This is a genomic window from Arthrobacter sp. UYEF20, assembly GCF_040546335.1.
Classification (GTDB): domain Bacteria; phylum Actinomycetota; class Actinomycetes; order Actinomycetales; family Micrococcaceae; genus Arthrobacter.
Genome location: NZ_JBEPNP010000004.1, coordinates 224,047 through 244,175, shown reverse-complemented (window position 1 = coordinate 244,175; position 20,129 = coordinate 224,047). Strand labels below are relative to the sequence as shown.

The 20,129-nt window shown below is 68.9% G+C and carries 14 protein-coding genes and 1 pseudogene; 5 read left to right on the top strand and 10 right to left on the bottom strand.

Annotation, left to right across the window (positions count from 1 at the left end):
* Nucleotides 1-14: 14 nt before the first annotated feature.
* Both tsaB and tsaE read right to left on the bottom strand, forming a co-directional pair.
* Nucleotides 15-686, bottom strand: coding sequence for a tRNA (adenosine(37)-N6)-threonylcarbamoyltransferase complex dimerization subunit type 1 TsaB (gene tsaB / locus ABIB26_RS07010; RefSeq protein ID WP_354240828.1), 672 nt, complete (start codon nucleotides 684-686; stop codon nucleotides 15-17).
* On the bottom strand, nucleotides 686-1,381 hold the full coding sequence (gene tsaE, locus ABIB26_RS07005; RefSeq protein WP_354240826.1) for a tRNA (adenosine(37)-N6)-threonylcarbamoyltransferase complex ATPase subunit type 1 TsaE: 696 nt from the start codon (nucleotides 1,379-1,381) through the stop codon (nucleotides 686-688). The genes tsaB and tsaE overlap by 1 nt, the downstream gene beginning before the upstream one ends.
* Here tsaE and ABIB26_RS07000 point away from each other — a divergent pair.
* Nucleotides 1,325-1,468, top strand: a complete 144-nt coding sequence (locus ABIB26_RS07000; protein WP_354240824.1) for a pentapeptide repeat-containing protein — start codon at nucleotides 1,325-1,327, stop codon at nucleotides 1,466-1,468. The two genes, tsaE and ABIB26_RS07000, sit on opposite strands and share 57 nt — an antisense overlap.
* Here ABIB26_RS07000 and alr read toward each other — a convergent pair.
* Nucleotides 1,450-2,658 (bottom strand): annotated as a pseudogene (alr, locus tag ABIB26_RS06995) (alanine racemase); the annotation flags it as partial. The gene ABIB26_RS07000 and the pseudogene alr sit on opposite strands and share 19 nt — an antisense overlap.
* 552 nt (nucleotides 2,659-3,210) lie before the next feature.
* Nucleotides 3,211-4,302, bottom strand: coding sequence for a carbohydrate kinase family protein (locus ABIB26_RS06990; protein ID WP_354240823.1), 1,092 nt, complete (start codon nucleotides 4,300-4,302; stop codon nucleotides 3,211-3,213).
* A gap of 122 nt (nucleotides 4,303-4,424) precedes the next feature.
* On the opposite strand from ABIB26_RS06990, the gene ABIB26_RS06985 reads away from it, so the two are divergent.
* Nucleotides 4,425-5,828, top strand: coding sequence for a family 4 glycosyl hydrolase (locus ABIB26_RS06985; protein WP_354240821.1), 1,404 nt, complete (start codon nucleotides 4,425-4,427; stop codon nucleotides 5,826-5,828).
* Nucleotides 5,829-5,918: 90 nt separating this feature from the next.
* Here ABIB26_RS06985 and ABIB26_RS06980 read toward each other — a convergent pair whose 3' ends face one another.
* Nucleotides 5,919-6,455: a GNAT family N-acetyltransferase gene (locus ABIB26_RS06980; RefSeq protein ID WP_354240819.1), complete on the bottom strand. Its 537-nt coding sequence runs from the start codon at nucleotides 6,453-6,455 to the stop codon at nucleotides 5,919-5,921.
* A gap of 140 nt (nucleotides 6,456-6,595) precedes the next feature.
* On the opposite strand from ABIB26_RS06980, the gene mshA reads away from it, so the two are divergent.
* From mshA to ABIB26_RS06965, 3 genes are all read left to right on the top strand, one after another.
* Nucleotides 6,596-7,882 (top strand): D-inositol-3-phosphate glycosyltransferase, encoded by a 1,287-nt coding sequence (mshA, locus tag ABIB26_RS06975; RefSeq protein ID WP_354240817.1) that lies wholly within the window; start codon nucleotides 6,596-6,598, stop codon nucleotides 7,880-7,882.
* A 74-nt stretch (nucleotides 7,883-7,956) separates the two neighbouring features.
* Nucleotides 7,957-9,690, top strand: coding sequence for a formate--tetrahydrofolate ligase (locus ABIB26_RS06970; protein WP_354240816.1), 1,734 nt, complete (start codon nucleotides 7,957-7,959; stop codon nucleotides 9,688-9,690).
* Nucleotides 9,691-9,882: 192 nt separating this feature from the next.
* Nucleotides 9,883-10,830 carry a hypothetical protein gene (locus ABIB26_RS06965; protein ID WP_354240814.1) on the top strand — a complete coding sequence of 316 codons (948 nt, stop codon included), beginning with the start codon at nucleotides 9,883-9,885 and terminating at the stop codon, nucleotides 10,828-10,830.
* A gap of 266 nt (nucleotides 10,831-11,096) precedes the next feature.
* Here ABIB26_RS06965 and ABIB26_RS06960 read toward each other — a convergent pair whose 3' ends face one another.
* From ABIB26_RS06960 to glgX, 5 genes are all read right to left on the bottom strand, one after another.
* Nucleotides 11,097-12,182, bottom strand: coding sequence for an inositol-3-phosphate synthase (locus ABIB26_RS06960; RefSeq protein WP_354240812.1), 1,086 nt, complete (start codon nucleotides 12,180-12,182; stop codon nucleotides 11,097-11,099).
* A 169-nt stretch (nucleotides 12,183-12,351) separates the two neighbouring features.
* Nucleotides 12,352-13,389 (bottom strand): L-glyceraldehyde 3-phosphate reductase, encoded by a 1,038-nt coding sequence (gene mgrA, locus ABIB26_RS06955; protein WP_354240810.1) that lies wholly within the window; start codon nucleotides 13,387-13,389, stop codon nucleotides 12,352-12,354.
* 57 nt (nucleotides 13,390-13,446) lie between these two features.
* Nucleotides 13,447-15,291: a malto-oligosyltrehalose trehalohydrolase gene (gene treZ / locus ABIB26_RS06950; RefSeq protein WP_354240808.1), complete on the bottom strand. Its 1,845-nt coding sequence runs from the start codon at nucleotides 15,289-15,291 to the stop codon at nucleotides 13,447-13,449.
* Between the two features lie 41 nt (nucleotides 15,292-15,332).
* The gene (treY, locus tag ABIB26_RS06945) at nucleotides 15,333-17,657 is read right to left on the bottom strand and encodes a malto-oligosyltrehalose synthase (RefSeq protein ID WP_354240806.1); all 2,325 of its coding nucleotides are present in this window, start codon (nucleotides 17,655-17,657) and stop codon (nucleotides 15,333-15,335) included.
* Nucleotides 17,654-20,050 (bottom strand): glycogen debranching protein GlgX, encoded by a 2,397-nt coding sequence (glgX, locus tag ABIB26_RS06940; RefSeq protein ID WP_354240804.1) that lies wholly within the window; start codon nucleotides 20,048-20,050, stop codon nucleotides 17,654-17,656. The genes treY and glgX overlap by 4 nt, the downstream gene beginning before the upstream one ends.
* Nucleotides 20,051-20,129 lie beyond the last annotated feature (79 nt).

Genomic DNA, 20,129 nt, shown 5'->3' with positions numbered 1-20,129 from the left:
AGCGTCCGGCCCGCTCACAGCGCCCGCTTCCGGGGGCCGGGAACCTGGGCGTCGGACTCGCGCAGGTAGAGCGGGGTCGAGTCGAGCAGCCGCTCCCCGGCGGCGAGCCGGGCGAGCGCAAACTGGCCCAGCGAGAGCGCCTCCGGCTTGCGCGAGCTGAATTCGGGGACTGCCTTGACGGCGTCGGCGTAGATCCCGGCACCGGCACCGTAGACAAGGAGATCCGGAAGATCGGCGGCGAACCCCACATGCGGCCCGTCGAGCAGTTGCGGCAACTGGCCGTCCGTGAGCGCATACCGGGCCCAGTAGACCTCCTTGCGCCGCGCGTCCGTGGCCACGATGAACTCCGGCGCCGCGTCCACGGACTCGGCGACTTCAAGGGCGACGGCGTCCAGGCTCATCAGCCCGTACAGGGGCTTGCCCCAGACGAAGGCGAGGGTGCGGGCGGTGACAATGCCGGAGCGCAGTCCGGTGAAGGGGCCCGGGCCCACCCCGGTGACAATTGCGTCGACGTCGTCGCCGCTCAGTCCCGCCTCGGCGAGGAGCCGTTCGATTCCCGGGGCGAGGACCTCCGCGTGGCTCCGGGTGTCCTCGGTGGCAAAGCTGCCCACCATTGACTCCGGGGCATCATCGGAGACGAGTGCGGCACTGGCCACGGCCGAGGTGTCGATTGCGAGGATCAGCATCAGGAGCTCCGTTCCGTTGGCTCAGGCAGGGGTCCGGGCTCGGTACCGGGCAAGGTCCCGGGCTTCTCAGGCTCGGTACCGGGGCCGGCCCCGGGCAGTGCCTCGGGCAGGGCCGGGGGGTTGACCCAGCGCGGACCGTAGCCGCGGATCACCACGGTGCGGGGCTCGTCGTCGTCCTCGGTGTCGAAATCAAGGGTCTCCGCGTCCGAGGCATCAGCGTGCCGGGTGGGGGCAGCCGGGGTGGGGCCGCCGAGGGTATCCGTGCTGGCGCAGCCGAGGGTGCGGACCAGGTCCACCTCGAGCCGGCTGTCGCTCAGGTGCTCCACCCGTCCGCGGCCCCACTCCACCACGGTCACCGCGCTGTCCATGGTGTTTTCCAGGTCGATGTCGTCGATCTCGGCGGCGGACCCGAGCCGGTAGGCGTCCACATGCACGAGGTCCGGGCCGCCCGGCCGAGGCCCGCCGGGCAGGTTCGGGTGGATGCGGACCAGCACGAAGGTGGGTGAAATGATCCCGGCGCGGACGCCCAGACCCTCCCCGAGACCCTGCGTGAACGTGGTTTTCCCCGCTCCCAGTTCGCCGGTGAGGATCAGCAGATCCCCGGCCTCCAGCGTGGTGCCGAGGCCCGCGGCGAGGGCGTGCGTCTGGTCCGCGGTCCGGACTTCCAGCGTCCGCTCCCACTCCGGGGCGCTCACTGCCCCTGCTCCCCGCTGCTGCGGGGCGCCTCGTTACGGGGTGCCTCGCTCACTGGCTCCTCGTTGACGGGCTCCTCGTTGACGTAGCGGCGCGGTACCCGTGGGCTGATCCGGGTGACGATTTCGTAGTTGTTGGTGCCGGCGGCCCGGGCCCAGTCCTCCGCCGTTGGCCCGCCGTCGGCGCCGTTGCCGAACAGCACTGCCTCGGCACCGAGCACGCTGCGGCCGCCGGCGGAGACGTTCAGTGGTCCCAGGTCGATCACCATCTGGTCCATCGCGATCCGGCCCACCACCGGGTAGGTCACGCCCTCCACCCGGACGGGCCCGCCGGTGGCGATGCGTGGAACGCCGTCGGCATAGCCCAGCGGGATGAGCGCGAGAGTGCTGGTGCCACTGGTGCGGTAGTTCAGTCCGTAGGAGACGCCCTGGCCGGCGGGCACGTCCTTGCAGTGCGAGACGACCGTGCGGACCGTCATGGCCGGGCGCAGGCCCAGCTCTGCGGCGCTCTGCTCCTCGAAGGGTGACAGGCCATACAGGCCCAGGCCCACCCGGACCAGGTCGAAATGCGTGTCGGGACGGGAAAGGGTGGCCGGAGTGTTTGCCAGGTGCCGCACCTCGGGGTCGACGCCCGCGTCCCGGGCGATCGCGAGAACCTCCCGGAAGGCCGCAAGCTGCTCGTCGGTTTCGGGCCGCTCGGGTTCGTCTGCGACGGCGAGGTGGGAGAAGATGCCCACCACCCGCAGCAGGCCCTGGTCCTGGTACTCCATGGCTTCGCCGACGAGGCTGTCCCAGGCATCCAGGGTCGCGCCGTTGCGGCCGAGTCCGGTGTCCACCTTCAGGTGGACCCGGGCCGGCCGTTCCTGCTCGCGGGCCGCCGTCACAATTCGCTGGAGCTCCCAGCCGGAGCAGCCGATGTCGATCCCGGCGGCCACGGCGGCGGCGAAGTTGCTCTCGGGGGTGTGCAGCCACGCTAGCAGCGGGGCCTCGATACCGGCTGCCCGCAGAGCCAGGGCCTCGGAGATGTGGGCCACTCCCAGCCAACTGGCGCCGGCGCTGAGGGCTGCGCGGGCAACGGGGACGGCACCATGGCCGTAGGCATCAGCCTTGACCACCGCCATGACCTGCGCGGGAGAGGCCACGGCGGCCAGGTGCCGCACATTGTGCCGGATGGCTTCGAGATCGATCACTGCCGAGCGTTCCTCGGCGAAGGCCGGCGCGGCGTGTGAAACGGTGTGTGAAACGGACCGGAAATCGCCTGTAGCTGCTGGGTAAGTCACTTAACGATTCTAGGGGTGGCAACGCATCCGGCTTAATTCCGGCCGTCGTGCCTTGCCCCGGCGCCAGGGATGGACATGCCCTCCCGTCCCGCGGAGCATGCCCAATCTTCACGCCAAGGACTGGGCACAAGGGCATCCTGTCCACGCCACGGCCCGGGCGGAGCGCATGTCCACCGTTCACGCACCGAGTCCAGGTTCACGCACCGCGTCCCCCGCCGACGACATTGGACATAGCCTCCCCTCACAAAGGACATGCCCAATCTTCACGCCAAGGACTGGGCACAAGGGCATCATGTCCATGCCAAGGCCCGGGCGGAGGACATGCCCACTTTTCCGCCGCGGCGCCAGGCCCGCCACACCCCCGCATCCACGGCCATCAATGGACATGCCCTCCCGTCCGGGGGAGCATGCCCAATCTTCATGCCAAGGACTGAGCACAAGGGCATCATGTCCACGCCAGAGCCCAGGCGGAGGGCATGTCCAATGGCAAGCAGCGCGCCATGGGCAGACAGCGGCGCGGTAGCGAGCGCCGCGAGCCCGCGCGAGCCCAAACTAAGCGTCGGAGAGGTGCGCGATGGTCGCCGTCGCCCGCCGTTGCGCCTCGGCCGGTACGTCGCGGACGATGTCGTCCAGGAAGCAGTAGCGGCGCAGCCATTGGCTGCTCTGGCGTTCCTTCCGGGCGTTGGCGCGTTGCCACCAGTCGGCGATGTCGCCCCAGCCGGGCGCGGCGAGCGAACCGCCGACTTCCTGCACGGCCAGCGCGGCGCACAGGTTGGCGAAGCGCAGCCTGTCGCCGAGGGGCCAGCCCGCGAGGCAGCCGACGATGAAGGCGGCGCCGAAGCAGTCCCCGGCACCGGTCGGATCGTAGGCGGAAACCGGCAGGGACGGCACCCATTCCTCTTCGCCCGTTTCGGAATCGACGGCCATGGCACCCTGAGGGCCCAGGGTCACCACGGCCACCGGTACCTTGTCCGCCAGCGAGTACAACGCCGACCACGGATTGTCCCGCCCGGTGAACGCCATCGCCTCGTGCTGGTTGGGCATGAAAGCGTGGAAGTACTGCAGGTTGTCCAGCCGGGTCGATAACCAGGCCCCGGTGGGATCCCAGCCGACGTCGCCGAACAGGCGGACTCCGGCCTTGTGGGCGTCGAGGGCCCAGGGTTCCATCTCCTCGTTGAGTTCCGCGACGGCGGCGAGCGCGGGCGGCGGGCAGCCGATCAGCTGGGTGGAGGTCACCGGAGCCGGATGGCCGTGCGTGACCATGGACCGGTCCTGCTCCACGCTCAGCGACACCGTCACGGGAGAGTGCCAGCCCGGTACCCGCCGGGAAAGGGACAGGTCCACGTGCTCCTGCGCGGCCAGGATCTTCCAGTTGTAGTCACCGTAGCCGTCGTCACCGAAGGCGGCCGCAAGGCCGGTCCGCAATCCCAGCCGGGCCGCGGCGATGGCCTGATTGGCGACCCCGCCGGGGCAGCTGCCCATCCCGTCACTCCAGATTTCGGTGCCGGCAACAGGTGCGTGCGGCAGCCCGGTGAAGATGATGTCCTGGAACACGGTACCGGTCAGGAGCAGGTCGAAACCCTCCGCCGCAGGGGTACGGACGGAGGAAAGCGGGTCGAAGCGCCGCGTCGGAGTCGCGTCCATGTATGGCACACTACGCCGTCCCGGTACGGGTGGAAAGGCGCCCCCGATGCCTGCGGAGCAGGCATGAATAAGGAGGCACTAAAAGGCAGGCATGAACAGGCGGGTGTGAATAGACTGTGCGCATGCGGCTCATGATTGCCGGCGGCGGCGGATTCCGGGTACCGCTGGTCTACCGGGCGCTTTGCTCCGGGCCTTTCGCCGGGCTGGTCCGGGAACTCGTGCTGTACGACGTCGACCCCGGCCGGCTGGCCGCGATCGACGCGGTGCTGGCCTCGCTGGCGGCGCGGCAGGCACCCGCCGGCGTGTCCACGGGGACCTCTCCCACGGTCCGGGCCACTACCTCCCTGCCGGAGGCCCTCGACGGCACGGACATGGTGTTTGCCGCCATCCGCCCCGGCGGCACTGCCGGCCGGACCGCCGACGAGCGGATCGCCCTGGACCTGGGGCTGCTCGGCCAGGAGACAACCGGCGCCGGCGGCATCTCCTATGCGCTGCGGTCCATTCCCCGGATGCTGGGGCTCGCCGCGGAAATGCGGGACCGCTGCCCGGAGGCCTGGCTGCTGAACTTCACGAATCCGGCCGGTATGGTCACCGAGGCCCTGGTTCCGGTGCTTGGCCGCAAAGTGGTCGGCATCTGCGATTCCGCCAGCGGGCTCGCGCACCGCGCGGCGCGGGCGGCCGGCGTCGCGCTGCCCGAGGGCCGGCTCGACGGCGTCGGCTACTACGGACTCAACCACCTCGGCTGGCTCTACCGGCTGGAGTCCGGCGGCCGGGATGCCCTGCCCGGGCTGCTGGCGGACGCCGCCGCCCTCTCCGGCTTCGAGGAAGGCAGGCTGTTCCGGCAGCCGTTTCTCGCCGAGCTGGGGTGTCTGCCGAACGAATACCTTTATTACTACTATGAGACCGGGCGCGCCCTGGCCGGCATCCGCTCAGCCGCCCAGACCCGGGGCGAGTCCATCGACCGGCAGCAGTCCGAGCTCTACCCGCGGCTTGCCGACGCCGGGGCCGAGGCGTATCCGCTCTGGGAGGCCGCGCGCCGGTCCCGCGAGGAGGGGTACCTGGCCGAGGCCCGGCCGGCCGGCGAGCGCCGGGACGAGACGGCCCTCGCCGGCGGCGGCTACGAACGGGTGGCCCTGGCAGCGATGCGGGCCCTGTCCGGCGGCGGCGCGACGGACTTGATCCTGAACGCGCCCAACGCCGGGCCCGGCCCGGGCGGTCCGGTCGCTGCGATTCCGGGGCTGCCCGTGGATGCCGTCGTCGAGGTTCCCTGCCTGGTGACGCACGACGGCGTGGTGCCGCTCCCGCAGCAGCTTCCGGCGCCCGCGCAGCTCGCTCTCATGCAACGGGTCAAGGACGTTGAACGGCACGTCGTGGAGGCCGTTGCGGAGGGGCGGCGGGAGGCCGCCCTGGCAGCCTTCGCCCGGCATCCCCTCGTCGATTCGGACGCCCTGGGCGGCAAACTGCTCGCCGGCTATGAGGCCGCGTTCCCGGAGCTGCAGCAGCTCTGGCGCGGCGGCGGCAGTTGACGCACCTGGCAGCCAAAGCACCCGGCAGTCAAGCGCCCGGCCGCTGATTCACCCGGCCGCCAAGCACCCGGCAGCTTATTCACCCGGCCGTCAGAGCCTGCGGTACATCACGTGCAGGCCCACGTAGCCAAGCCGCGGATGGTGGAAAGCTTCCGGAATCGTCGCGAGAACCTCGAAGCCCATGGACGTCCAGGCGGCGACGGCGCGGGCGTTGCTTTCCACAACGGCATTGAACTGCATGGCCCGGAAACCGGCGGCGCGGGCGGCGTCCAGCGAGTAGGCGCACAGGGCCCGGGCCACGCCTTTGCCCCCGTGGGCCGGGTGGACCATGTAGCCGGCGTTGGCGACGTGGCTTCCGCCGCCGCCCTGGTTGGCGTGCAGTTCGCCGGTGCCGAGGACCACGCCGTCGAGCCCGCCTCGGCCGACCGCCACAAAAGTCTGCCCCGGGGCCCGCTTGAACCACCGTTCACGGGCCTGGTCCTGAGTGGTGTCCAGGTCCCAGGTAAACGTCTCCCCCGCCCTGACGACGGGCTCCAGGATCTCCCAGATCGCCGGCCAGTCCTGGCCGGAGGCCTCCCGGATGTCCCACGCGGCCACGGTTGGTTCAGCTTCTGCGTTCGCACTCACAGCCGCCACGTTAGCAGCAGGCGGGGACCGCTGACCGGCGCCGCGAAAACGCCGGTGAATCCGCGGGAACTTCAGGAGTAGTGTTTTATCGAAACGCAGTTCCGGCAATGTCCGCCAGGACCTGTCAAGGGAGGAGAGGGATGTCACTGGTTCGCCGTGTCGCCTTCCTGTCCCTCCATACTTCACCCATGGAGCAGCCCGGTTCCGGCGACGCCGGGGGCATGAACGTGTACATCCGCGCGCTGGCCGCGGCCCTCGCGGAGACCGGCGTCGAGGTGGAGATCTTCACAAGGTCCACCGCCGCCGGGCAGGCCGCCGTCGAGCACCCGTCCCCGGGAGTCTGCGTCCACAACGTCCTGGCCGGGCCGCCGCGGAAGCTGCCCAAGGAAGAGCTGCCCGAACTGCTGCACAGCATGGTGGCCGAGATCGACAGGATCCGCCAGCTCCAGCCGCACGGCCGCTACGACGTGATCCATTCGCACTACTGGGTCTCCGGCGTGGCCGGGCTCGAGCTCGCCAGCCTGTGGGGGGTGCCGCTGGTGCACACCATGCACACCATGGCCAAGGTGAAGAACCTGCTGCTGGAATCCGGTGAGCAGCCGGAACCGCGCCGGCGCGAGGACGGCGAACACCGGATCGTCGACGGCGCCACCCGTCTCATCGCCAACACCGGCACCGAGGCCGCCGAGCTCGTCTCCCACTACAACGCGGACAACGACCACATCGATGTGGCCCCGCCGGGCGTGGACCTGGGCGTGTTCACCCCCGCCTTCCGGAGCCGGGCCCGGGCGGACCACGGTGTGCCGCCGGGCCGCTTCCACCTGCTGTTCGCCGGGCGGATCCAGCGGCTCAAGGGGCCCCAGATCCTGATCAAGGCAGCCGCCGTGCTCCGGGCCCGCCGCCCGGACATCGAGCTGCAGCTGACCATCGTGGGCGCGGTGAGCGGGGCCAAGGATTTTGACCTGAAATCCCTGATCAGCTCCGCCGGGATGGACGACGTCGTCACCCACCATCCGCCGGTCAGCGCACCGGAGCTCGCCGGCTGGTACCGTTCGGCCGACGTCGTGGTGATGCCCTCCTACAGCGAATCCTTCGGCCTCGTGGCCCTCGAGGCGCAGGCCTGCGGGACGCCGGTGGTCGCCACCAAGGTGGGCGGACTCTCCCGGGCGATCTTCGACGGACGCACCGGCCTGCTGGTGGAGGGCCACAAACCCGGAGACTGGGCGGACGCGCTCGAGTCGCTGTACGACGACCCTGCCACGCGCGAGGATATGGGCCGGGCCGCGGCCCTGCACGCCCAGGGCTTCGGCTGGCAGCGCACCGCCGCCATCACGCTGGAGAGCTATCACACCGCGTTGAGCCAGTATTTTGGAAACCTAACCATCCCGGTGGGCCACACGCCCGCAGCCGGGGCAACCGGCCGGTGACTCCCGGCCCGCCGCCCCTTGCCGGACACCCACCGGCCCGAACACCCACCGATGCCACGAGCCGAAGGACAACGATGTCTGAAAACACCCTGCCGGAAGACCTCGCCGCTGCGGCCCCTGCCGTCCTGAGCGATCTGGAGATCGCGCGGCGGGCCACGATGCGGCCGATCGAGGAGATCGCAGCCGCGGCCGGCATCAACGCCGAGGCCCTGGAGTTCTACGGCCGCTACAAGGCCAAGATCGATCCGGCAAAGCTCCGTGCGTCCCAGGGCGGCGGGCCGGCCCATGTTGCCGGCAAGGTGGTGCTGGTCTCCGCGATGTCCCCCACCCCTGCCGGCGAGGGCAAGTCCACCACCACCGTGGGGCTGGCGGACTCCCTGGCCAGGGCCGGCCACAAGGTCATGATCGCCCTGCGCGAGCCCTCGCTGGGGCCCATCCTGGGCATGAAGGGCGGCGCCGCCGGCGGCGGCTACTCCCAGGTGCTGCCGATGGATGAGATTAACCTGCACTTCACCGGCGACTTCCACGCCATCACCTCGGCGAACAACGCCCTGATGGCGCTCGTGGACAACCACATCTTCCAGGGCAACGAGCTGAACATCGACCCCCGCCGGATGACCTTCAAGCGGGTGCTGGACATGAACGACCGGTCCCTCCGGGAGGTCGTGATCGGCCTCGGCGGCCCGGCGCAGGGCATCCCGCGGCAGGACGGCTTCGACATCACCGTGGCGTCCGAAATCATGGCCGTGTTCTGCCTCGCCACGGACCTGGCCGACCTCCGGGAACGGCTGGGCCGGATCACCTTCGGCTACACCTACGACAGGCAGCCGGTCACCGTGGCCGACCTCGGCGTCCAGGGCGCCCTGACCATGCTGCTCAAGGACGCGATCAAGCCGAACCTCGTACAGACCATCGCCGGCACGCCCGCGCTGGTGCACGGCGGCCCGTTCGCCAACATCGCGCACGGCTGCAACTCCCTGATCGCCACGCAGACGGCGCGCAGCCTGGCGGACATCGTCGTCACCGAGGCCGGCTTCGGCGCGGACCTGGGTGCCGAGAAGTACATGGACATCAAGGCGAGGGTGGCCGACGTCGCGCCGTCCGCCGTCGTGGTGGTGGCGACCATCCGGGCGCTCAAGATGCACGGGGGCATCGCCACGGACCACCTCAAGGAACCGAACGTCGAGGCGCTGGCCGCCGGCGTCGCCAACCTCCAGCGGCATGTCCGCAACGTGGAGAAATTCGGCATCACGCCGGTGGTGGCGATCAACAAGTTTGCCACCGACACCCAGGAGGAGCTCGACTGGCTGCTCGACTGGTGCGCCGCGGAGGGCGTGCAGGCGGCCGTGGCCGACGTCTGGGGCCACGGCGGGGGCGGCGACGGCGGCGACGAACTCGCGGCCAGGGTGGCCGCCGCCATCGACGCGCCGCACACGTTCCGGCACCTGTACCCGCTGGGAATGTCGGTGGAGGACAAGATCCGGACCATCGTGCAGGAAGTTTACGGGGCCGACGGCGTGGACTTCTCCGTGCCGGCGCTCAAGCGGCTCGCCGAGATCGAGAAAAACGGCTGGTCCGGATTCCCCGTCTGCATGGCGAAGACCCAGTATTCCTTCAGCGACGATGCGAGCAAGCTCGGCGCCCCGAAGGGGTTCACGGTGCACGTCCGCGACCTCATTCCCAAGACCGGCGCCGGCTTCATCGTCGCGCTCACCGGCGCCGTCATGACCATGCCCGGGCTGCCCAAGGTCCCCGCGGCGATGCGGATGGACGTCGACGCCGACGGCAACCCCGTCGGCCTCTTCTAGACGCTCCCTCACTTCCCGCCCCTCCCCGACGGACGCCCCCGCACCTCCTGCGTCCCCCCACGGACGCTCCCTCACTTCCCGCGGGTTCCGACCGCCGCCGGCGCCGCAGTGGGCCGGCGCATCTGGCAAGGCTGTGGATAACTTCTGCACCGGTTGTTTGTTTCGGGTCACAATCCGACTATGCAAACGCGGATGGCACTTCCCGGCTCGCTGAACTCGGCACCCTTCACCATCACGGCGTCCAGGGCGTTGGGCGTGCCGGACAACAGGCTCAGACGGGCCGACGTCGAGCACATCAGCCGAGGGCTATACCGCCCAGCTGACTGGGATTTCGAGCTCGAGGCCGCGGCGCGTGCACTTTCCTCGGCCTCGCCTGGCGCGTGGATCTCGCATGTCTCGGCGGCGAGGCTGCATTGCCAGCTGCTGCCTCCATGGCTCTCGGACTGCGAGGAATTGCACGTGAGCAAGCCGCGGGCCCTGCCCGAGGTCCGGCGCAAGGGCATCATCGGGCACACCGTTCTGGCTTTAGATGACGAGGTCGAAACTGCGGACGGCATCTGGATCAGCACGCGTCCCCGGACGTGGCTCGACCTCGCCCGGCGGTTGAGCCTGTCCGAATTGGTCTGCATGGGCGACGAGCTCGTCCGGGTTCCCCGGTTCGGTTTGGAGGGACGGAGCGAGGCCTTCGCGACCATCGATGGGCTGCGTTCGATGGTGCGCCGACACCCGAATCTGCAGGGAATCGTCCGCGCCCGGGCGGCCTTGGACTTGATGCGAGTGGGATCCGACTCGGGACCGGAAACACTGCTGCGCCTGGCGATGTGCGACGCCGGTCTCCCGGAGCCGGAGCTGCAGCTCCCGCTGCGCCCGGAGAGCCCAGGTTCCCCGACGGCAGACCTTGGGTATCGCCGACGGAGGTTCGCCGTCCAGTACGACGGCGGCCACCATCTGCTCCCCACCCAGATCTTCAGCGACCGCCGGCGTGACAAGGCCTTCGAGTCAGCGGGATGGACGGTACTCGTCCTGACAAAAGACGACCTTGCGGACGGCTTCGGGAAGGCGATGGCAAGGATCAAGGGAATACTTCGCACCGCTTACCTCAGCCCCGCGGCGGCAGCCGGATTCTCCCGCGCGATCTGAAGGAGCGCTGCGCTAACGATTGCGAAAGGTGAGGGAGGGTCTCGGTTCCCTCGTGAAGCGTCCCGAACCAGAACGCTCCCCCACCAGAGGTGAGGGAGCGTTCTGCCTCACCCGACGAGAGGTGAGGGAGCGTTCCGCCCAACCACCAGAGGTGAGGGAGCGTCCCGTCTCAGCCCACCAGAGGTGAGGGAGCGTTCCGCCTCACCCGACGAGAGGTGAGGGAGCGTTCCGTCTCAGCCCACCAGAGGTGAGGGAGCCTCCGGTGGTTAGCGCTCCACGTCGCCGCGGATGAAGGCCTCGACCTTTTCGCGGGCGAGGTCGTCGTTGAACTGCTCCGGCGGGGACTTCATGAAGTAGCTCGACGCCGAGAGCAGCGGGCCGCCGATGCCGCGGTCCAGGCCGATCTTGGCGGCGCGGATGGCGTCGATGATCACGCCGGCGGAGTTGGGCGAGTCCCAGACCTCCAGCTTGTACTCCAGCGAGACGGGGGCATCGCCGAAGTTGCGGCCCTCGAGGCGGACGAAGGCCCACTTGCGGTCATCGAGCCACTGCACGTAGTCCGACGGGCCGATGTGCACGTCGCGCGGCGCAATGTCGGCTTCCACGTTGGAGGTGACGGCCTGCGTCTTGGAGATCTTCTTGGATTCGAGGCGGTCGCGCTCCAGCATGTTCTTGAAGTCCATGTTGCCGCCGACGTTCAGCTGGTAGGTGCGGTCCAGGGTGACGCCGCGGTCTTCGAAGAGCTTCGCCATGACGCGGTGCGTGATGGTGGCACCGATCTGGCTCTTGATGTCGTCGCCCACGATCGGGACACCGGCGGCGGTGAACTTGTCGGCCCATTCCTTGGTGCCGGCGATGAAGACCGGCAGGGCGTTGACGAAGCCCACGCCGGCGTCGATCGCGGCCTGGGCGTAGAACTCGGCGGCCTCCTGCGACCCGACGGGCAGGTAGCAGACCATGACGTCGACCTTGGCGTCCTTGAGGACCTGGACGACATCCACCGGCTCCTCGGCGGACTGCTCGATGGTTTCGAGGTAGTACTTGCCGAGCCCGTCGAGGGTCGGGCCGCGCTGCACGGTGACGCCGCTCGGCGGAACATCGGCGATCTTGATGGTGTTGTTTTCGCTGGCGCTGATGGCGTCGGCGAGGTCCAGGCCCACCTTCTTGCCGTCGACGTCGAAAGCGGCCACAAACTCCACATCCTTGACGTGGTACTTGCCGAACTCCACGTGCATCAGACCCGGGATCGTGGCCTGGGGATCAGCATCCTGGTAGTACTGGACACCCTGGACCAGCGAAGCGGCACAGTTACCTACGCCTACGATTGCAACACGAATCGGATTTGAAGACACGGAACTCCTTTGAGAACAAACTTCATGTGCCCGGCGCGGACGCACGCTGATGTGCGACGGCGGCAGGCGGGCACGGCGCCATACGGCGCCCTTAGCATTCTAAGTCAACGGCGCCGGGGCCCCGGTTGTTCCCGACGGCCCCGGCGCCTCTGTTACGAGGGACGGCCCGCTACTTCTGGGCCCAGAGGTTGATTTCGGATTCGACGGCGAACTCGTCGATCGACGTGAGTTCCCCGGCGGTGAAGTCGAGCTGCTTGATGGCGGCCAGCGTGTCCTCGAGCTGCCGGACGCTGGAGGCCCCGACGAGCGCGGACGTCACCGGGGAGCCCTTGTCTTGGTCCCGCAGGATCCAGGCGATGGCCATCTGCGCCAGTGACTGCCCCCGGCTCTCCGCGATCCGCTGCAGCCCGCGCACGCGGTTCAGTTTGTCCCCGGTGATCATCGCTTCGTTCAGGGACTTGTCCTGGGCGGCGCGGGAATCGGCCGGGATGCCGTTGAGGTACCGGTCGGTGAGCATGCCCTGCGCCAGCGGGGAAAACGCAATGCAGCCGGCACCCACCTGCTCCAGTGCCTCGTACAGGTTGGGACCGCCGTTTTCGGTCCAGCGGTTCAGCATGGAGTAGCTGGGCTGGTGGATCAGCAGCGGGGTGCCGAGTTCCTTCAGGATCCGGGCCGCTTCCAGGGTCTGCTCCGGGGTGTAGGAGGAGATGCCGGCGTAGAGGGCCTTGCCGGAGCGGACGGCCTGGTCCAGGGCGCCCATGGTCTCTTCCATCGGCGTCTCCGGGTCCGGACGGTGGCTGTAGAAGATGTCCACGTACTCCAGGCCCATGCGGTTCAGCGACTGGTCCAGGCTGGCGAGCAGGTATTTGCGGGAACCCCACTCTCCGAACGGGCCCGGCCACATGTTGTAGCCGGCCTTGGTGGAGATGATGAGCTCGTCCCGGTACGGGGCGAAGTCGTCGCGCAGGTGGCGGCCGAAATTGGTCTCGGCCGAGCCCGCCGGCGGGCCGTAGTTGTTGGCCAGGTCGAAGTGGTTGACGCCGAGGTCGAACGCGCGGCGCAGGATGGCCCGCTGCGTCTCGAAGGGCAAGTCATCGCCGAAGTTGTGCCACAGGCCCAGCGAAATCGCCGGGAGTCTCAGGCCGCTGCGGCCCACGCGGCGGTAGGGCATGGAGTCATATCGGTTCTCAGCCGCAACATAAGTCATACGTACTATCCTGTCTGATTCGAACGCTTATCCGGAAACAGCGCTTATTCGGAATACTTAGTCGGAGACAACGGCCGCGCTGTGGCCGGGCAGGTCGAGGCGTCCGGCGGCCTCCTGGCCGGCAGGACCGGCGGAGCCGGCGTCGAGCAGGGAACCGGCGTCGAGCACGGCGCCGGCGTCCGTGGCGAGCAGCAGGGAGGTGCCGCGGACGGCGACCCGGCGCGGCTCGGCGGAGAAGTTCATCGCCACCTGGACTCGGCCGCGCCGCAGCACCAGCCAGCGGTCCGCTTCGCTGTACTCGACGGCGGTGTCTGCGAAGCCGAGGCCGGCGAGCTCCGGCGTCGAACGGCGCAGCGCAATCAGCGCGCGGTAGAGCTCCAGCAAGCGGGCGTGCTCCCCGTCCGCGGCTTCGGACCAGTCGAGCTTGGAACGGGTGAACGTCTCCGGATCCTGGGGATCAGGCACGACGGCGGGGTCCCAGCCCATGCGCTCGAATTCCCTGATCCGGCCCTCGGCGGTGGCCTTGCCGAGTTCCGGCTCCGGGTGCGAGGTGAAGAACTGCCACGGTGTGCTGGCCCCGTATTCCTCGCCCATGAACAGCATCGGGGTGAAGGGCGAGGTCAGGGTGGCGACGGCGGCGAGCGCCAGCTGCCCGTACGCCAGCGACTGGGACTGCCTGTCACCGGTGGCCCGGTTGCCGATCTGGTCGTGGTTCTGGCTGCACACCACGAGGGCCGCGGGATGGACCAGGGCGGTGTCGATGGGCCGGCCGTGATGCCGCTCCCGGAAGCTGGAGTAGCTGCCGTCGTGGAAGAACCCCGAGCGCAGGACCTTGGCCAGCGCCCCGAGCGATGCGAAGTCTGCGTAGTAGCCCGTGGCCTCCCCGCTGACGTTGACGTGGACGGCGTGGTGGAAGTCATCGCTCCACTGTCCCGCCAGGCCGTAGCCGTGGACGTCCCGGGGATAGAGCAGCCGGGGATTGTTCAGGTCGGATTCGGCGATCATGGTGGCGGGGCGGCCGGTCTCCGCGGACACTTCGTCCGCGAGCGCGCCGAACTCCTCCAGCAGGTGGACCGCCCGCTCGTCCTTGAAGGCGTGCACGGCATCGAGGCGCAGCCCGTCCACATGGTAGTCCCGCAGCCACATCGCGGCGTTGTCCAGGATGTACTCGCGCACGACGTCGGAGCCGGGGCCGTCCAGGTTGATCGAGTCGCCCCACGTGTTGCCCTCCCCCGACTTCAGGTAAGGCCCGAACCGCGGAAGGTAGTTGCCGCTGGGGCCGAGGTGGTTGTAGACCACGTCCTGGATGACGCCAAGGCGGGCAGCATGGGCCGCGTCGACGAATCGCTGGTACGCGGCGGGTCCGCCGTAGCCCTCGTGCACGGCGTACCAGAGCACGCCGTCGTAGCCCCAGTTGTGGGTACCGTTGAAGCCGTTGACCGGGAGCAGTTCCACGAAGTCGACGCCGAGATCCGCGAGGTAGCCCAGCTTCCCGGCGGCCGCGTCCAGGGTGCCTTCGGGGGTGAAGGTGCCCACGTGCAGCTCGTAGATCACGGCGCCTTCCAGCCCGCGGCCCTGCCACTGACCGTCCGACCACTGGTGGCTTCCGGCGTCGAAGGTCCGCGAGAGGGAATGGACGCCTTCGGGCTGGCGCCTCGACCGCGGGTCCGGCAGCGGGATGGTGTCCCCGTCTACCAGGTAGCCGTAGTCCACCTCGCCGGCGGCGGGAGCGCCGGCTGCCGGAGCGCCGGCTGCCGGAGCGCCGGCGGCTGTCCACCAGCCGGGCGCCTCCCCGCCGCGGCGGTTCATGTCATACTTCCGGCCGTCAGCGAGGAGCGTGACCGCCTGGGCTTCGGGCGCCCAGAGATCGAAGCGTTCGGTTCCGTGTGCAGGCAAGGTCATGGCATTCTTCCGTTCCCCAATGTCGGTACTTCAAGGACTGCTTAGGCGGTGGGCACCAGGAGCGCAACGGGGTAGCTCGCCAGGACGTCGGCCACGCGTACCTGGCCCGCGCCAAAGGAACGGCCCGTCAGCTCGTCGGTCATGGCGGCGGCCAGGCTGATGGCGGTGTCCTGCCAGCCGCCCTTGTGCTCCAGCCCGCGGGGCAACCGGGTCGCGAGCGTGAGCGCCCCTACAGTGGCGGTTCCACGGTCAAAGGCGAGCAGGTGCGCAGCGGCGGTGCCCGTGGCCGTAACCGGCGCGTAGCCGGCGAACAGTTCCGGCCGGTCCCGGCGCAGGCGCAGCGCCCGCGAGGTCACCAGCAGCTTCGCCGTTTCGTCGAGGAACGACGCCGGCCGCTCGCCGGCGTCGAGCGCGGCAAGGGCGCGCTTCCGGGCATCGAAGCTGAACGGCCGGCGGTTGTCCGGATCGGTAAGCGAGCGGTCCCAGAATTCCGTGCCCTGGTAGACGTCCGGGACCCCGGGCATGGTCAGCTGCACCAGCTTGGCGCCGAGCGAATTGGCGGCGCCGTACGGTTCCAGCAGCGCCACCAGCGCCGCCAGTTCAGCGCGGACCCCGGCATTGTCGAAGGCCGCGTCGACGGCGGCGGAGAGCTTGTCCTCAAAGCCCGCGTCCGGGTCCGTCCAGTTGGTCGAATTTCCGGCCTCGCGGGCGACCTTCTGCGCGTAGGACTGCAGCCTGCCACGGTCCGCGGGCCACGCTCCGGCGATGGCCTGCCACAGCAGATTCGCCAGCGGGCCGTCCGGCAGCGGAGCGAGTTCCTGCAGCCGGGCCAGGGACGCTTTCCATTCCGGGGCCAGTTCCGCGAGCACCGAAATCCGCGCGCGGGTGTCCTCGCTGCGTTTCGTGTCGTGGGTGCTGAGGGTGGTCATGGACAGCGGCAGCTCCGCCTGGCGGCGGGCCATCCGGTGGTGGAACTCCGCCGGCGTCACGGCGAACTCCGTGGGATCCGCCCCCACTTCGGTCAAGGTGCCCAGCCGGGTGTAGCGGAAGAACGCGGTGTCCTCCACTCCCTTTGCCATCACCATCCCGGAGGTCTGCTGGAAGCGGCGCCCCAGCTCCGCGCCGGCTTCCGGACCAGCATCCAGCAGCAGCGGCAGGAGCACGCCGACGGCGTCTTCCAGTTCGGGGCGTCGGCGGACCGCGAGTTCGCAGGCTTCCTTGAGCACGTCTGCACCCTCCGGCAGGTAGCTGCGGTACACCGGGAACGCGGCAATGATTTCGGACAGCGCGTCAGCGGCAGCCTCGACCGTGAGGCCGGCGTCGGCCGGCACCAGGCGGGCCAGCCGGAGCATCTCGGAGTGCAGGATCCCGTCCGTGATCCTGCGCTTGGTGCCGCGGATCATGGCCTCATAGTCCGCGGCCTGGCCGCCGCGCAGTCCGGTGTCCAGCGCATCGAGGGCGCCCTGGCCTGCGGGGTCGACGAAGACCCGGTCCACGTCCGCCAGGGCGTCGTACCCGGTGGTGCCCTCGCATTCGAAGCCGGGCGGCAGCACTTCCCCGGGCTCGAGGATCTTCTCGATCAGCAGGTAGCTTCCGCCCGTGACGTCCCGCAGCCGGCGCAGGTAGCCCTGCGGATCGGCCAGGCCGTCCGGGTGGTCGATCCGCAGCCCGTCCACCAGCCCCTCGCGGAACCAGCGCACAATCTCCTCGTGGGCCTCGTCGAAGACCTCCGGAACCTCGACCCGGATGCCGGCCAGGCTGTTGACGGCAAAGAACCGGCGGTAGTTCAGCTCGTTGTCCGCCCGACGCCAACCGATCAGCTCGTAGTGCTGCCGGTCGTGGACCCCGCGGGGGTGATCGCCTTCGGTGTAGCTGCCTTCGGCGAGCGGGAAGCGGTGGTCGTAGTACCGCAGCTCCCCGTCCCGGACCTCCAGCGCGTCAAGGTCAGAGTCTTCGCCGAGCACAGGGATCCGGATGCGGCCGCCGCCAAAGTCCCAGTCGACGTCGAACGCCTGGGCGTAGCGGGACTGCCGGCCCTCCTTGAGGAGGGACCACCACCAGGGGTTCTGGGCGGGGGTTGCCACTCCGACATGGTTGGGCACGATGTCCACAAGCACCCCCATCCCGGCCTCCCGGGCGGCCCGGGAAGCTGCGATGAGCCCCCCGGCGCCGCCGCGGTCGGGGTCGACGGCGGAAGGGTCGGTGACGTCGTAGCCGTGGTCCGAGCCCTTCTCCGCGGTCAAAATCGGCGAAAGGTAGATCCAGTCCACGCCCAAGGCCTTCAGGTACGGCACCGTTTCGGCGGCGTCCTGAAGGGTGAAACCGGAGCGGATCTGCAGCCGGTAGGTGGAAGCGGGAGTCCTCATTTAGCGGATCCCTTCCGGGTCCTGGGCTTCTTCGCCTCCGTCTTCTTCGAGGCGGAGCCCTTGGCGGAACCCTGCGTGGAAGCGCTGGCCTTAGAAGCCGCCTCCGGTGCGGCTTCCGCCTCCGGGGCCGCCTCCGGTGCCGGGGCCTCCGGGGCGGGTGCTTCCGACGCCGGCACCGCTGGCGCCGCTTCCGCGGAATCGGCGCCCTCCTGACCGGCCTCGTCCTCCGAAGCCTCGGCCCGGGCGGCCAGGGACGCGGCTGCGGAGTAGTCCACCTCCACCTCGGGGCCCGAGTGGGCGCGCAGAACCACCAGGGACTTGGCCGCCAGCTTCAGCACGGAGCCGGCCTTGAGCGGTTCATCGGTGTCGGCCTGGTCCGAGGTGTCCACCAGGACGTCCCAGAACCGCGAGTACTCGTCCGCCGGGAGCAGGAAGTCCACGTTGTCGTCGTGGGCGTTGAAGGTCAGCAGGAAGCTGTCGTCCGTGATCCGGCGGCCGCGGGAGTCCTGTTCCTGGATGCCGTGGCCGTTGTAGAAGACTCCGATGGTCCGGCCGAAGCCGCTGTCCCAGTCCTCGGGGAGCATTTCCTTGCCGTCGGTGTTCAGCCAGACGATGTCTGGAAGCTTCTCGCCCTCGCCACGGCGGACCGGCCGGCCGTCAAAGAAGCGGCTGCGCCGGAACGTGGGGTGGTCGTGGCGGATCTTATTGACCACCGCAGTGAACTCCACCAGGGGCTGGTCCACGGCGTCCCAGTGCACCCAGCTCAGTTCGGAGTCCTGGCAGTAGGTGTTGTTGTTGCCCTGCTGGGTGCGGCCCAGCTCGTCGCCGTGCAGGAGCATCGGGACGCCCTGCGAGAGCAGCAGGGTGGCGATGAAGTTGCGCTGCTGCCGGGCGCGGAGGGTCAGCACCGTGTCGTCTTCGGTCTCGCCTTCAGCGCCGCAGTTCCAGGACCGGTTGTGCGATTCGCCGTCGTTGTTGCCTTCGCCGTTGGCGTCGTTGTGCTTCTCGTTATAGGACACGAGGTCGCGCATGGTGAAGCCGTCGTGGGCGGTCACGAAGTTGATGGAGGCCACCGGGCGCCGCGCGGAGCTCTCGTAGAGGTCTGCCGAGCCGGTGAGCCGGGAGGCGAATTCGCCCAGGGTTTTGGGTTCGCCGCGCCAGAAGTCGCGGACGGTGTCGCGGTATTTGCCGTTCCACTCGGTCCACTGCGGCGGGAAGTTGCCCACCTGGTAGCCGCCGGGACCGACGTCCCAGGGCTCGGCGATCAGCTTGACCTGGGAGACGATCGGGTCCTGCTGGATGAGTTCGAAGAAGGTGGACAGCTTGTCCACGTCGTAAAACTCGCGGGCCAGCGTGGACGCGAGGTCGAAGCGGAAACCATCGACGTGCATTTCCGTTACCCAGTAGCGCAGGGAGTCCATGAGCAGCTGCAGGGAATGCGGGTGCCGGACGTTGAGCGAGTTTCCGGTGCCGGTGTAGTCCATGTAGTGCTTCAGGTCGCCGTCGACCAGCCGGTAATAGGCCGCGTTGTCGATGCCCTTGAAGGACAAGGTGGGGCCCAGGTGGTTGCCCTCGGCGGTGTGGTTGTACACCACGTCCAGGATCACCTCGATGCCGGCCTTGTGCAGATCGCGGACCATGGCCTTGAATTCCTGGACCTGGTGCCCGACGTCGCCGGTGGAGCTGTAGGTGTTCTGCGGCGCGAAGAAGCCGATGGTGTTGTAGCCCCAGTAGTTGTTGAGGCCCTTCTCCACCAGGGTGCCGTCGTTGATGAACTGGTGGACGGGCATGAGCTCGATCGCGGTGATCCCGAGCTTCTTGAGGTGCTCGATCACGGCGGGGTGCGAGACGCCGGCGTACGTGCCGCGCTGGTCTTCCGGGATCTCAGGGTGCAGCTCGGTCAGGCCCTTGACGTGGGCCTCATAAATGACCGACTCGTGGTACGGGATGCGCAGCTGGCGGTCCCCGTCCCAGTCGAAGAACGGGTTGATGACCACGCCGTGCATGGTGTGCGGCGCCGAGTCGCTGTCATTGCGCGAGTCGGGGTCGCCGAAGTCGTAGGAGAAGAGCGCCGGGTCCCAGTCGATCTGGCCCTGGATGGCCTTGGCGTACGGGTCCAACAGCAGCTTGTTCGAGTTGAAGCGGTTGCCGCTCGCCGGATCGTACGGGCCGTGAACCCGGTAACCGTACTTCTGGCCGGGTTGGACCTGCGGCAGGTAGCAGTGCCAGACGTAGCCGTCCACCTCGGTCAGCTCGAACCGGGTCTCGGTCAGGTCCTCAGACAGGAGACAGAGCTCCACCTGTTCAGCGCGTTCGCTGAACAGTGCAAAGTTCGTGCCTGTGCCGTCAAAAGTGGCTCCCAGCGGATAAGCCGTTCCGGGCCATACTTCCATGTGTTCTCCTCGTGCCGTGCGGACAATCTCTAGACAACACTACTGGTAAGTAGGGTTACCATCCCCGTCGGGGTGCTTG

Coding starts and splice junctions, on each gene's coding strand:
- ABIB26_RS06970 (WP_354240816.1), top strand. CDS start 7,957: ATGTCTGAAAACACCCTGCCGGAAGACCTCGCCGCTGCGGCCCCTGCC.
- mgrA (WP_354240810.1), bottom strand. CDS start 13,389: ATGACTTATGTTGCGGCTGAGAACCGATATGACTCCATGCCCTACCGC.
- ABIB26_RS06965 (WP_354240814.1), top strand. CDS start 9,883: ATGGCACTTCCCGGCTCGCTGAACTCGGCACCCTTCACCATCACGGCG.
- treZ (WP_354240808.1), bottom strand. CDS start 15,291: ATGACCTTGCCTGCACACGGAACCGAACGCTTCGATCTCTGGGCGCCC.
- tsaB (WP_354240828.1), bottom strand. CDS start 686: ATGCTGATCCTCGCAATCGACACCTCGGCCGTGGCCAGTGCCGCACTC.
- glgX (WP_354240804.1), bottom strand. CDS start 20,050: ATGGAAGTATGGCCCGGAACGGCTTATCCGCTGGGAGCCACTTTTGAC.
- mshA (WP_354240817.1), top strand. CDS start 6,596: ATGTCACTGGTTCGCCGTGTCGCCTTCCTGTCCCTCCATACTTCACCC.
- treY (WP_354240806.1), bottom strand. CDS start 17,657: ATGAGGACTCCCGCTTCCACCTACCGGCTGCAGATCCGCTCCGGTTTC.
- ABIB26_RS06990 (WP_354240823.1), bottom strand. CDS start 4,302: ATGGACGCGACTCCGACGCGGCGCTTCGACCCGCTTTCCTCCGTCCGT.
- ABIB26_RS06985 (WP_354240821.1), top strand. CDS start 4,425: ATGCGGCTCATGATTGCCGGCGGCGGCGGATTCCGGGTACCGCTGGTC.